Source organism: Cylindrospermum stagnale PCC 7417 (assembly GCF_000317535.1).
GTDB classification, from domain to species: Bacteria; Cyanobacteriota; Cyanobacteriia; order Cyanobacteriales; family Nostocaceae; genus Cylindrospermum; species Cylindrospermum stagnale.
Genome location: NC_019757.1, coordinates 5002427 through 5016776 on the forward strand (window position 1 = coordinate 5002427; position 14350 = coordinate 5016776).

General features: G+C 44.7%; 4 protein-coding genes. All 4 read right to left on the reverse strand.

What is annotated here, in order from left to right; all coding sequences use genetic code 11:
- Positions 1-27: 27 nt before the first annotated feature.
- The 4 genes from CYLST_RS20940 to CYLST_RS20955 all read right to left on the reverse strand — a co-directional run bounded on the left by CYLST_RS20940 (position 28) and on the right by CYLST_RS20955 (position 14044).
- On the reverse strand, positions 28-2421 hold the full coding sequence (locus tag CYLST_RS20940) for a metallophosphoesterase family protein (protein WP_015209744.1): 2394 nt from the start codon (positions 2419-2421) through the stop codon (positions 28-30).
- A gap of 178 nt (positions 2422-2599) precedes the next feature.
- Positions 2600-4012: a DEAD/DEAH box helicase gene (locus tag CYLST_RS20945; RefSeq protein WP_015209745.1), complete on the reverse strand. Its 1413-nt coding sequence runs from the start codon at positions 4010-4012 to the stop codon at positions 2600-2602.
- Between the two features lie 703 nt (positions 4013-4715).
- Positions 4716-11159 (reverse strand): type I polyketide synthase, encoded by a 6444-nt coding sequence (locus CYLST_RS20950; RefSeq protein WP_015209746.1) that lies wholly within the window; start codon positions 11157-11159, stop codon positions 4716-4718.
- On the reverse strand, positions 11156-14044 hold the full coding sequence (locus tag CYLST_RS20955; RefSeq protein WP_015209747.1) for a non-ribosomal peptide synthetase: 2889 nt from the start codon (positions 14042-14044) through the stop codon (positions 11156-11158). Before CYLST_RS20955 ends, CYLST_RS20950 begins: the two co-directional genes overlap by 4 nt.
- Positions 14045-14350 lie beyond the last annotated feature (306 nt).

Here is a 14350-nt window from a genome sequence, read left to right on the forward strand (position 1 = left end):
ACTATCTCTGTAGTAGGCAAAAGACGTTCAAACTAGACGCTGGTTAGGTGAAAGTTGGCTCTCAAAGCGGCTATAAACAATTTGAGTAGGATACCAAGAAGAAAACCAGTACATATCTTGAATAACTTTGTCAGCGCTCTGAGTATCTGCCAACTCAAAGTGAACTAAAGCTAAATTATTTAATCCGACCGCTTCTCGTCCGTCTTGGAACCAGGGATATTTCCAGAACATTAGACACTGTAGCGATCGCCATTTGTCGTTTTTTGCTTTTTGTCGGGGAGTCATTAGCCACGGTACATTGGCGCCAAAATCAGGAGTACGAGCGCTTTGTCGAGGAATCCACTCCAGCGCACAATTCCAGTCGGGGTTAACTTGCGGCTGACGGCGGCGGGATTGTCTCCTTGAAACCTCTACCATATTAGGTGGATGAGACCAGCCGAGCCAACGGCGCACTTTTTCTCTTAAAAGCCAGTCTTTCAGTCTTGTATGGACGAGTCGAGTCAAAGTCTCTTCATTTTTTAATGCACTAGCAGTTAACTGCACTAAGACAGATTTGGCTTCAGAATCTGGAGACGTACTAGCATGAGACATGCGGACAACAGAACCGTAGTGAATATCGCCTGAGAGGACAACGACTTGTTGGCGTTGCTCAAACAAAGTATTGATAAATTGCGCCAATGCTTCAGAATGAACGTTCCAAGAATCTCCCACATCCGTAGAAAACACTTGATCGCGCTGCAACTGCCAGTGGTGAATCTGATCAATTATTTGCAAGCCAAATAGATTTGTCGGTGCAATCACCAATGTCGCTGGAATCTGAGATTGTTGTAGAGGCTGGGAGAGTTGGCGCTCGAAAGCTTGCGGGCATAGTAGCATTGGTGGCGCAGTTGGTTTTTGATCAGCAGGGTAGCCCCGCCATGTGCGCGTATCTAAAACAATCACTTCATGGCAATAGCAGCGTACCGTATAATGCCAAGTGAGTGCCTCAGGGTGTCGAGCTAGCACCAAAACGGGTCCGTCTTCAACAAACTCAGGTAGTCCAGTGAGTGGGTTGTTGGCTGGCATTCCTACATAGTTAGCGATCGCATTACAAGCCTCGGTCTGCATTCCTTGAGAATTAGACCAGTCCTCAGCAGCCGCCAATAATTTTTCACCAGGTTTACCAGCTTCAAATTGCCCCGGCGTATTGCCCCACGCCTGAAAAACTGCATAAGCTAACAGCGCATTTTGTACAGTTCGTCGCCCCAAAGGTCGCCCCAGTACTCGTAGACACCAAGCCTGGTTGAGGTTCCAATCATCACTGACATCATGGTCATCAAAGATGGTGTACATAGGAATATTGGCGAGGGCGCGCCGCACTTTCCAGAGGGTGTGAATAAATTGCCGCATCTCCCCAACTTCTCGATCCCACCGCCGACTTGCTTTGCGAGTATTCATCATTTCCCGTCCCTTAGCCCAAGTGGTTGGCCAACAGACTGGCGACCAAGCTAAAAGGTAAGATGCATAATACTCGCCAAGTCCCAAAAGATGACTGTTAACCTTAGCGCGTTTATTTTGTAATCCTGCCGTGAAGCCAGCTTGGTTAGTTGCAATCTCAGCCCGATGTCCGGGAGGCAGCTGCTTTGGCGTGTAATAAGCGACATCTGAAGCTTGAGTCTGAGCCACCGGTAACTGTTCTTCCCAGCCCAGCAGCGCATCACCTAAGTTACTGCACACCCACAATAACGGGTCGGCAACATCATCTCCATAAATCTGGTCACCAGTGAGAAAAAGTTGTTGGGGACGTTGTTTTGGCTGGTTTGCAGTATTCTCGATTAAGCAGTCGAGGATGGGCAGCGCATCGAACCCATCACCGTGGGGTTTGCGACAGGAACCATGCACAATTCGCAAATCTTCGAGACGGCGCGCCGGCAGGACAAATGTTGGTTTTTGATGTTCAAAATAGCTGATGTTGACAGTGGTGAAACGGCTTGAACACAAGGCTTGGGACAACGTTTGCTGAATTTGGGAGGTCTGGTCAGTGAACTGGAGGTCGTAGGCATAGATGCGATCGCCTTTGGCGGGGCGTAGCCCATCGCCTTTGGCGGGGCGTAGCCCATCGCCTTTGGCGGGGCGTAGCCCATCGCTTCCAGCGGGCGTTTCGCCATCGCCACTCAAGTGATCTTTACCCGTAGACCGAGCCGTTACCGCCACAATATGAAGCGATTTTCCCAAGGCAACAGTAGAGCGTCTTCCCGCCAACAAACAATTTCCTAACACCGTACCGTCATTTGTTGTCTCGTAAACCTTGAGTTTTACCTGGCAAGGCTGTTTGAGTGCCACCCAGACCGTAACTGATTCGGGTTCCGTATGTTGTAACATTGGCCCCGCCAAAATCAGCGGCAGGTTGTTTAAAAATTCGTCCCCAGATTGATAGTTCATTGCAAACCACACCAACTGTCTAATAAATAACAGTATGATCAAAAACCAGATTCCTGATCTTGTTCACAAAAGATGTTATGGCACGCGGTGAAGCGCACCATTTGGTAATCAGCGCATTTGCTTAAAAATCAAAACACTCTACCAGGGGACGCGCGGAAACTTACGAGACGCTTTGCCTTTAGCGATCGCCACGGCGTGATGTAGACGAACGAGTACCGGACTTGTTGCCACCTGCGGCCTTTCTCCCTGCCGATTTTTTAGCCCCTGTCTTTGGTGCCGGCTTCACACTCACACGAGGCGTCCGCTGGTCACTTGCAGATTTCTGTTTGCGTTCGCCTTTGGCGGGGCGTAGGCCATCGCTGGAGAGCCGGCGCTCCGAGCCATCGCGTCCATTTGCGTTCGCCTTAGGCGGGGCGTAGCCCATCGCATCGGGCTTAATATCGGGGTTGAGTTTGAAGCCAGCAACCACTTCTCTAGGCAATCGCTGCTCGATCAGTTTTTCGATATCCGCCAGCAACGGGTATTCATCGACGCACACCAGCGATACAGCTTCACCTTCCGCCCCAGCGCGGCCAGTACGACCAATGCGATGAACATAATCCTCCGGTACATTCGGCAAATCGAAATTGACCACATGGGGCAATTCGCTGATATCGAGTCCCCGCGCTGCAATATCAGTTGCCACCAGCACCTGTAAACTGTTGTTCTTGAACTTTGCCAGAGCGTAGGTACGCGCCGACTGGCTCTTATTCCCGTGGATGGCCAATGCTTGAATCCGGTCTTCGCCCAACTGCTTGACCAGACGGTCAGCCCCATGCTTAGTGCGGGTGAACACCAACACTTGGAACCATCTATGTTGCTGAATCAGATGAGTCAGTAAATGACGCTTTCTGTCACGGTCTACCTGGTACACTTTCTGCGCCACCGTGTCAGCAGTCACGTTACGGCGTGCCACCTCAATCATCGCCGGGCGGTTGAGCAACCCAGCGGCGAGTGCCTTGATTTTGTCAGAGAAAGTAGCGAAAAATAGCAAATTCTGTCGCTGTTTGGGCAGAAGCGAGAGGATGCGGCGGATATCATGAATAAAGCCCATATCCAGCATCCGATCTGCTTCATCCAGCACCAAAACCTCAACCCGCGACAGGTTCACCGTGCCCTGTTGCACATGGTCTAGCAGTCGCCCTGGGGTAGCCACCAGAATATCCACGCGACCCTTCAACCGCCGTTTTTGCGAATTAATATTAACGCCGCCGAACATCACCATCGAGTTCAGATTCAGGTACTTGCCGTACTCACGCACGCTTTCTTCCACCTGTGCCGCAAGTTCGCGAGTAGGGGTGAGAATCAGCGCCCGGATTGGTGGGAATCCACTAGAGATGCCGTTGACGCTCTTGTTGGATGACAAGCGATGCAGCAGCGGCAGAGTGAAGCCGGCAGTCTTGCCAGTGCCAGTTTGGGCACCAGCTAGCAAATCGCGACCCGACAATACAGCAGGGATTGCCTGCATCTGAATTGGCGTGGGTTCAGTGTACCCCCGTTCGGTGACCGCACGGACAATTTCATTGGACAAGCCGAGTGTGGAAAAAGACATAAAACTCCGGATATAACATCGGCCTGTCGCCTGTAGCGGCGTCAGTCTTAGGCGGACGGTTTGAAGGACTCGATGGGCAGTAGCGCAAAGACTGAGAGCGAATGCCGCAGCTTTGCATTCTAGCAGAGTGCAGTCTGTTGTGTCTTGAAAATTCGGCAGGTTGACGATTGTAGCGTGCGTTCCCTAACCCACGAATTAAGATTTTAAATGAATAAAACCAATACTATTTTGACTCACACAACCAGTTCGTTACCTTTATATTCTGGATCATTTGATTTAGTTCAGGTGATAAATCTCAAGTGAGGTGAACCATTCCGGGTGTAAATAATTAAAGGTTTGTAGTGAGGGCTTCAGCCCTCAAAATAGGGCTAAAGCCCTTACTACAAGCTAATTTCCATATTTTTTACATTAGTTAATATAATTTGAGTTATTCTTACCAACCTACTTATTCGTCGATTACAGAAACTGTTTTGAATGCAATTCTTGGTAAAGTCATGGCAAACCTCCTGTGGATATAGGTTTTAGCCTTTTATTTCTATTTTATCACCCCACTCTGACAGAAGCGGTTGATGGACGATATGTCCGCGATGGATGAAAGAAACGAAATAAAAAGTACGGAAAAAGCTTATACTTGCATTGTGTCTTGACAGTTAAGACCGTTCCCTCAATGGTGCATCTTTGTCCGTACAAAAGAGGGCTATTCCTATACAATTAAAGCTGAAAGAACTTCTTGAGCCAGATAATCAACAAGTTCTTCTAACGTCGGATAGTCAAAAACTAAAGTTGAAGGCAGAGAAGAACCCAAACTCGTTTGTAGACGATTGCGTAATTCTATAGATGTCAGCGAATCCATTCCCATCTCGAAAAAGCTGCGTTTTCGATCTAAAGGATTCGAGGGATTCCAACCCAAAACTTGAGCTAAGTGAGAGCTAACATGAGCTACTAATAGTGCTTTGCGTTCCCGGACTGGAACTGCTTCTAATTGCCGGGCCAATTTGATTGCACCTTGTTGCTTTGATGATTGCTCTGATCCCTTGGTGAAATTGGTGAAGAATGGCGAGGCTGTCCATTGTTTTTCCCGGAACTGTGACCAATTCAGGGGTATCACACCAACGCGGATGGGTTGCTCTAGAAGCAACTTTTCCAAAACCTGTAATCCTTGGTTAGAGGCTATAGCCCCCATTCCTACCCGATTGAGACGCTCAATTACCTGTTGGTTTCTCGCTGCCATTCCTACCTCGCCCCAAGCTCCCCAGTTGATAGTTGTGCTTGGTAGTCCAAGCGATCGCCGATAAAATGCCAAACTATCCAGAAAAGCGTTGGCTGCTACATAATTGGCTTGACCAACAGCACCTAACATGGAAACACAAGAAGAAAACAGCACAAAGAATTCTAAAGGCAGTTTTTGGGTTAATGTGTGTAGATTCCATGCTCCTTGTACTTTCGGAGGCATGACTCGCCTGAAAGACTCCCAGTTTTGCTGTTTGAGTAAGCGATCATCCAAAACGCCTGCGGTATGAATAATCCCTTGCAGGGGAGGTGAGGATGGAACAAGGGAATCTAACAACTGAGCTACTTGCTCGTAGTCAGACACATCAACTTGAGCAACTACCACCTTAGCGCCAGAGAGTTCTAGCTGCTCCAACTGGCTGCGGACAGCAGGCTTAACTGCACTGCGCCCTACTAACACTAGATGTCTAGCTCCATGTTCTACCATCCAGCGAGCCACTAGTAAACCCAGATCGCCCAAGCCGCCAGTAATCAAATAGCTGCTATCCTCACGGAAACTAATACCATGGTAAGTGGCATCACCTATTTCTTTTGGCTGTGTGACGATTATTTTGCCAATGTGTTCGGCTCGCTGCATATAGCGAAAGGCACTGATTACCTCTTGAATCGGAAACACCTTTTGTGGCGGTAACGAGAGCTTACCTTGGGTAAACTGTTGGCTCAGATGATGTAGCATCGGCTGCACCAGTTCTGCTTTTTCCAAACATATTTGCCGTAAATCGATGAAATGGTAGGAAATATCAGCTTTGAATTGTTTGACTTGCTCCGAATCCCAAACATCCCGTTTAGCTATTTCCAAAAAACGACCATTAGGTGAAAGTACCCACATACTCTTTTCAATAAACCCTTCACCAGTCAAAGAGTTGAGGACAATATCTACTCCCTGTCCATTGGTGTCCCTGATCACCTGTTCGGCAAAATCCAACGTCCGGGAATTGTAAACGTGTTGCACGCCTATAGACTTAAGGGCTTCCCATTTGCCTGGGCTGGCTGTGGCAAAAACCTCAGATCCTTTTGCTAATGCCAGTTTCACGGCTGCCATTCCAGTTCCTCCGGCCGCCGCATGGATTAATACCTTGTCTTTGGCAGTGATCTGAGCTATTTGGTGTAAAGCGTAATATGCGGTGACAAAATTTACTGGGATAGCGGCAGCTTGCTCAAAATTCAGACCATCGGGTATGAATGCTACCAACTTAGAGTTTACCGTCACGTACTTACTGAAGCTGCCAAATGCGATCGCCATCACAGCATCTCCAACGCGGAAATTTTCTACTCCTTCTCCAACAGCGACTATTTCACCGGCGCATTCAACACCCAATTCATTATCTCGTTCAAAAGGTAGCGCCCCCAGCACATCTAAGACATCGATAAAATTTAGTCCTGTAGCACGTACCCGAATTTCTACTTCACCTGAGCTAGCTTGATGGCGGTTCGTCGGTACTAGTTGTAAATTGTCTGGTATACCTCTTTCGGGTATCTCTAGGGAAAACGACTCTGAGCGCAGCCAGCTAGCGATCGGTTGGGTGCGTACCAGTCGTGCTACATAACGCTTACCATCACGAAAAGCAACTTGTCCTTCTGAACTTTGTGAGCTTATTTCTGACAGAATTACTCGATCTGCGTCTGTCACATTCGGATCTAAATCCACTAGCACGCAATTCAGTTCTGGGTGCTCCAGAGCGATGACTTGCCCCATACCCCATAAAGGAGATTGAGCTAGTCCACTAACGCCAGACACTACTTTTTCTAATGCTTGCGCTCCTTGAGTAACTAACCACAAGTTAGGAGGTTCAGAATAGTTCTCAAGCATTGCCTGCACTAAGTGCAAAGTACTGCCACAACTGATTTTTGCTGCTACATCCAAGTCTGCTGCTGTCTGAATTGATGCTGCATTCAAGCTCCAGCAATTTACTACCCCATGCACATGGGGAACGGCTTGGCATAGCTGCTGAAAGTGTTCGGGGCTAGCTGGATTTAGCCGAAATTCGTGTTCAGCTATCTGTTCATACTCGTTTGCTGCGAATATAATCGTGCAACTTTCTCCTTGCGATCGCAGGCGAGCTACTAACTGCTGACCAATCCCTTGATCATCGGCCAAAATTAACCAATTTCTTTTTGTGTCTAGCTTGGGCTGAGTTTTTACATCTGTATTATGTTCTTGGAGTACCCACTCCACCTCATAAAGCCAATCTTCCCAAGTTTTTTGCGAAGTGCCTAACATGGCTTCACGGCGAACAGCCTTAAGTTGCAAACCTTCTACAGTGGCAATTAGCTCTCCTGAAGCAGCGAACAGTTGCAAATCAGCGATCAGGTTCTGTTTGTTTTGTTGTACCCCTTCTACTTTTCGCAATTGGGCATGACTCCATATGGAGACACCAGGACGCTTGTAAATCTGTAGGCGCTCTAAACCTATTGGCACATAGCTAATTTGTTTTCCATTATCAGGGGAGATGGCTTCCAAAACCTGTAAGGCGATGTCCAACAACACTGGATGTAATTGATAATCTATGGCATCTGAGACTAATTCTTCCACCAGCCTTATTTTGCCCAGAGCAACTTTTTCATTTTTAAGAAGTTGTTCCATTCCCCGGAAACTGTAACCATAATTGAGGTCTTGTTCTTGAAAACGTCTGTATAATTCTGCGATGGTAAATTCTTGAGTACATTGCGCTTTTAATGCAGCTAAATCCATGTACTCAGTTACTGATTTTTGTTCCTTAAAGAACAATTTACCTGAAGCATGGAGCATCCAAGATAGCTTCCCATTATTATTTTTTGTAGTAGATATAAGGCTATATATCTCGAATGAATAAACACGATCTGACTGTGGAGTTAAAATCATCTGAACGGTCTTGAATTCATTCTCTTGCCAAATCATAGGCTGTTGTAAGACAACCTCTTCCAGGCAAAAATTGTCAGATTTGGCAATAATAGAGCCAGCTGCTAATGCCATTTCCAAGTAAGCTGTTCCTGGCATAATCGTTGCCTCAAAAAGAGAATGATCTTTCAGCCACACTGGCGAGTCTGGACTGATTTGAGACTGGAAACGAATCTCTTCTGTTCCTGCTAAACATAACTCTTGTCCCAATAGAGGATGAAGCTTTTGGTTGTCCTGACCATTGTTCTGAAAAAATGCTTGAGTGGGATATCCCTGATCTGCTTCTACCCAATAGCGCTGTCTTTGGAAGGGATAAGTTGGCAAGTGCAGCCGATAACGCAAATAGTCTCGATCAAAGCCAAACCAGTTGACGGAGGCTCCATGCATATATAGTTTTGCCAAACTGGTTAACATCACTTGCCAATCGTCTTGATCAGGATGCAAACTGGAGAGCCAAATTCTATTACTGTCAGGTAGGCAAGATTGACCCATTCCCAATAAGATTGGTTTCGGTCCAATTTCCAGCAAGGTTTCTATCGCCAGGTGTTCCAGGCTTTCCATGCTTGTAGTAAACTTGACTGGTTTGAGGATATGAGTACACCAATATTCTGGAGTTGCTACTTCTGAATTTGCTACCTTGCCCGTGACATTGGAAATTAGCTTAATTTGTGGAGCAGAAAAGCTAATTTGTCGGACTACCTGCTCAAATTCTACCAGCATCGACTCCATCAACGGCGAATGGAAAGCATGGGATACATTTAATTTTTGTGTCTTGACTCCTGATGCCTGGAGCTTTTCACAAACGGCATTTATTGCCTCGCGGCGACCAGAAATTACAATGCTGCGATCGCCGTTGATTGCAGCAATGGAGACTTCATTGGCATAAGGTTGAATGGCTATCTTTGCCTGTAGTTCATCTAACTGTAGCACTGCCATTTCACCATCTTCAGGCAGTGCTTGCATTAAACGCCCCCGTTGGGCAATTAGTTTTAAGCCATCTTCCAAGCTAAAAACTTCTGCAACACAGGCAGCTACATATTCCCCGACACTATGACCCATGACAACATTAGGTTCTATGCCCCAGGATTTCCACAACTGGAACAGAGCATATTCGAGGGCAAATAGGGCTGGTTGGGTATAAGCAGTTTGATCAATAGGCAGAGGGGAAAATTCTTCTTTCTCCCCTGCTTCCCTGTTCCCCAGCGAGTGTACCTGGGCAGGATAGAGAACCTCAAGCAAGGGCTTTTCTAGATAAGGAAGAAGAATTTCATTGCACTTGTCAAGGGTTTCTCGAAAAGTTGGTTGAGTCTCGTAAAGTTGCCGTCCCATATTCACGTACTGCGAGCCCTGACCTGTGAAAAGAAAGGCGATCGCATTTGTTGGTAGAAGATTGTGCGTTTGATCGGTAGTTTCTTGCTCAAAATGGCTCAGACGAGCGCAAAGCTGTTCAATAGATTCAGCGGTGACTGCCAAACGATGGTTAAAGTGCTTGCGTCCTGTGTTAGCTGTAAAACAAATATCTGCCAGTTTTTCATCTGGATGCGATCGCACATTAGCTACATAATTCTGTGCCAACTCTCCCAGAGCTTTCTCAGTTCTTGCCGATAGTGTCAAAATATGCAGTGGGCGCTCATTGGGGTCTGGATTTTTAGTTAACTCTGGTGTTTCTTCTAAAACCAGATGACAATTCGTTCCCCCCATGCCAAAAGCACTAACTCCCGCTCTGCGGGGAATCCCGTCAGTTTTCCATTCAGATAATGTTGCATTAACGTAAAAGGGGCTGTTGGCAAAATCAATTCTCGGATTAGGTTGCTGAAAATGCAGGCTAGGTGGTATCTGTTGATGCTTAAGAGCAAGTATAGTTTTGATTAACCCTGCTATACCTGCGGCTTCAACAATGTGTCCAATATTGGTTTTAACTGAGCCAATGGCACAGAAACCGCTTTTTTCGGTAGTTTTGTCAAAAGCTTGGGTAAGAGCAGCAATTTCAATGGAATCTCCTAAACTGGTGGCTGTTCCGTGGGTTTCAATATAATTAATGGTGCTAGCCCCAATTTGGGCAATCGCCAAAGCCTCAGAGATTACAGCTGCTTGTCCTTCCACGCTGGGAGCCGTATAACCGACTTTTAAGGCACCATCATTATTAATGGCTGACCCTTTGATCACAGCATGAATACAGTCTCCATCAGCAATAGCTTGGCTAAGTAACTTCAGGACAACGATTCCACCTCCATTGCCGAACACAGTTCCTTGAGCCTGTGCATCAAAGGCTCTACAATGTCCGTCAGGAGACCAAATCATGTCCTCTTGGTACAAATAGCCCATTTTTTGAGGAACGCAGACACTAACGCCTCCCGCCAGAGCCATATCACATTCACCGTTGAGCAAACTTTGGCAGGCGATATGAACTGCTACCAGTGCTGTTGAGCAAGCCGTTTGAATATTAACACTTGGGCCAGTTAAATTCAGCTTATAAGAAATCCATGTAGGCAGAAAATCTTTCTCGTTGACAAGCCTAATTTGTAAATCACTAGTTGATGTTAAAAAAGTGCGCGATCGCGAAAAACCTTGGTTAGGATAAACGTTATTAATTAGGTAAGTGTTCATACCCGAACCTGCGTAAACTCCGATTACGCTAGGATCGGTTTCTGGGTTGTAGCCAGCACTTTCAAGGGCTTCCCAGGCACATTCTAATATAATCCGCTGTTGTGGGTCCATAATTTCGGCTTCTTTAGTGCTGTAGCCGAAAAATGCAGCATCAAAATTTTCAATATTTGGCAGAACTGCGCCTGCTTTGACGTAATTAGGATTACGCAGCAAAGTTGGGTCAATATGCTCCAGTTCATTCTTAGCAAAAAAAGCAATAGACTCTACTCCATCTCGCAGATTATGCCAAAATTCATCAATATTTTTTGCACCTGGAAAGCGGCATGACATACCAATAATAGCTATATCTGTTTCTCTAACACTGATAGTCATAGTTTTCTCCTATCACGATGGTTTTGCCTTAGTTGCCTTTGTTGTTGTTGTCTGGACAAATCACGTTCCGTTCTACTGCTTTGCTGGTGCTTAATAGTAAAAGCTTGTTTGTTATTTGGACTTAAATGTTGGGCTAGAGTATGAATTGTGGGGTATTGAAACAGCGCCACAGATGATAGTTCTAACCCAAAAATTTCGACTAATTGTTTACCAACCTGGAATAAGAGCAAAGAATATCCACCTAACTCGAAAAAGTTATCATGAATTCCTACAATGTCCAATTGCAGTACTTCCTGCCAAACTTTAGCAATGATTTTTTCGGCATCAGATTTAGGCATGACCAGAACTGTTGATAACTCAGGTCTAGACCTTTCTGGTACAGGTAACGCCCGACGGTCTAGTTTCCCACTTGGTGTCAGCGGCATTTTATCGAGTACAACAAGAGCTGCTGGCACCATATATTCAGGTAGAGATTCTTGTAAATAACTGCGTAATGTCGATTTAAGTTTGTCTGCTACCTGTCTTGGGAAAGTGCTGCTAGTATTGTCTGTCTTCGGATAGATGTCTGCGGTTGGCTGGCTGCGGTTTTTATCCCCCATTAACTGCGACTGGGTAATTTGCTCAACATCTAATTCCTGACTCAAGGTGAAAGCAGCAGTTAAGTTTGGAACTACATAAGCCACTAGGCGTTTGTATCCGGGGATATCTTCTCTAGGTAAAACAGCACTCTCTCGGACAGCGGGATGTTGTGTCAATACGGCTTCTATTTCGCCCAATTCTATGCGATAACCGCGAATTTTTACCTGATGGTCGGCACGACCAAGATATTGAATATTACCATCTTTTAAGTAACGGGCTAAGTCGCCAGTTTTATAGAGGCGACCAGAACTAAAGGGGTTGGTAATGAATCTTTCCTGAGTCAGTTCTGGACGATTGATATAGCCTAAAGCTAAACAATCGCCGCCAATATGTAGTTCCCCAGGAATTCCAATGGGAACAGGTTGGAGAAACTTATCAAGTATATATATTTGGACATTATCAATCGGACGACCGATAGGAGGAAGGACAGGCCAACTATTCACTTCCCCTGTCAGTTTATAAGCTGTAATAACATGGCTCTCTGTTGGCCCATAATGATTGTATAAAGTGCAATCTATTTGGCTAAATAAGTTAGCAATCACTTTTGATATCTGCAATTGTTCTCCCGCAGTAATGACTTCACGAAGAGTCTTAGGCACTGATGCTGCTGAATTTACTGCTTCAGATAACTGTTGTAAAGCGACAAAGGGAAGAAATAATCTTTCAATTTTTTTCTCCATCAAGAAATTTAACAAAGCTATGGGATTTCGTCGCACTTCCTCCGAGATCAAAACCAATGTTCCACCAGAACAGCAAGTAGAAAAAATTTCTTGGAAAGATACATCGAAGCTCAAGGGAGAAAATTGTAGAGTTTTGGCTTTGTTAGAAACTGTTGTATTTTTGAGTTGCCAATTAATCAAATTAGCAAGAGCAAGGTGCGTCATCGCTACCCCTTTGGGGTTTCCTGTAGAACCAGAGGTATACATGACATAGGCTAAGTTGTGAGGTTGAACCTGAAAAACTGGATTTTCCTCACTCTCTTGAATAATGGCTTCCCAGTCTCTATCTAAACAGACTATTTTATACCCTGCGTTTGCCTGACCTAATTGGGGGAATGCGAACAGTAACTTCTCAGTTGTCAGTAGTACACCCACCTGTGAATCTGACAACATATAAGCTAAACGCTCTTGAGGATAAGCAGAGTCTAACGGCACATAAGCTGCACCTGCTTTAAGAATACCTATAAGTCCCACTAACATATCTAGGGAGCGATCAATACAAATGCCCACTAGCATCTCTGGTCTTACTTCTAGTGAACGCAAATAGTGTGCTAGCTGATTGGCTTTTCGATTCAGCTTTAAGTAGGTTAGCTGCTGCTCTCCATAAACTACGGCTTCCATCTCTGGGGTGTTTTCCACCTGAGCCTCAAATAGTTGATGAATACATTTATCTCGTAGTTCGTCTGTTTGAGTATTATTCCACTGGTTTAATAACTGATTTTGTTCAGCTTCAGTTAACAATGGCAAAGTGGAAATACACTCATTTGCGTTGCAGATGAAGTTGACAAGCATTGTCTGTATATGACTCAACATCCGCTTAATGGAGTTTGACTCGAACAACTCGGCATTATATTCACAATTTATAATTATTCTTCCTTCTTTTTTAGAAGGAAAAATTAATATATCGCACCTAGTGTTAAAAGTCTGGATTTCTGTCAGGCTTTCTAACATTATCTTTATTTCTGAAAGACTAAACGTTAGACCACAAGGCACCAGCATAATTTGAAAAATTGGTGCTTTTATAAAGTTCTGCTCTTCCTTAAGTCTTGCAACCAGCTTTTCAAAAGGATAATCTCGATTACGTGTAGCTTCTTCAACTGTCTTAGCAACACATTTTAAAACTTCTTTAACAGTTAGATTTTCTATTAAATTGGTTCGTAGCAACACTGGATTAATGAATTTTTCAGTAATTGCTCCTTCTTTTTGCCTAAGACTATCAACTATTAAAGAACCCACAATAATATCTTCTTGTCTTGTGTAACGCAGTAAAATCACTTTTAATGCAGTTAGGAGTATTGTAAAGATAGTGATATTTTCACATAGACAAAAATTATCGAGCTTTAAGCAAAAATTTTCATCAAGCTCAATAACTTCTTCAGCTTTAGTAAGTGATTGATTCGGTTTTCGTGAATGATCTAATGGTATTTCTAAAACAGGAAGCTCACCACAAAGTTGCTGTGTCCAGTAGGCTTCCTGTTCATCTGAATTAATTTGCGTATTTAGTAGCGTTGTATTATAGTTCATCATATTGTAAGGTTAGTTGCAACGACGACGGAACTACCTCCTAAGGTAACCGTTAAAATAACAATAATTACGCCAGCAAAGCCCATAACAGCAAGTTTGTTTACGATTATGTCCATTTTTAGCAACCTCATTTCCTTATATTGCTAGTTAAATATAATTAATGGCAAGAACATCTATTTAGCCTAATTAAAATTAAAACTATAATTTTTGTCTATTTTTTTTACATTTAATTTAATAAACAGATAATCTCATGTTTATCAATAAAATGCAATAGCAGTTAAATAGTATCCGCTCAATAGTTCGGGGGAG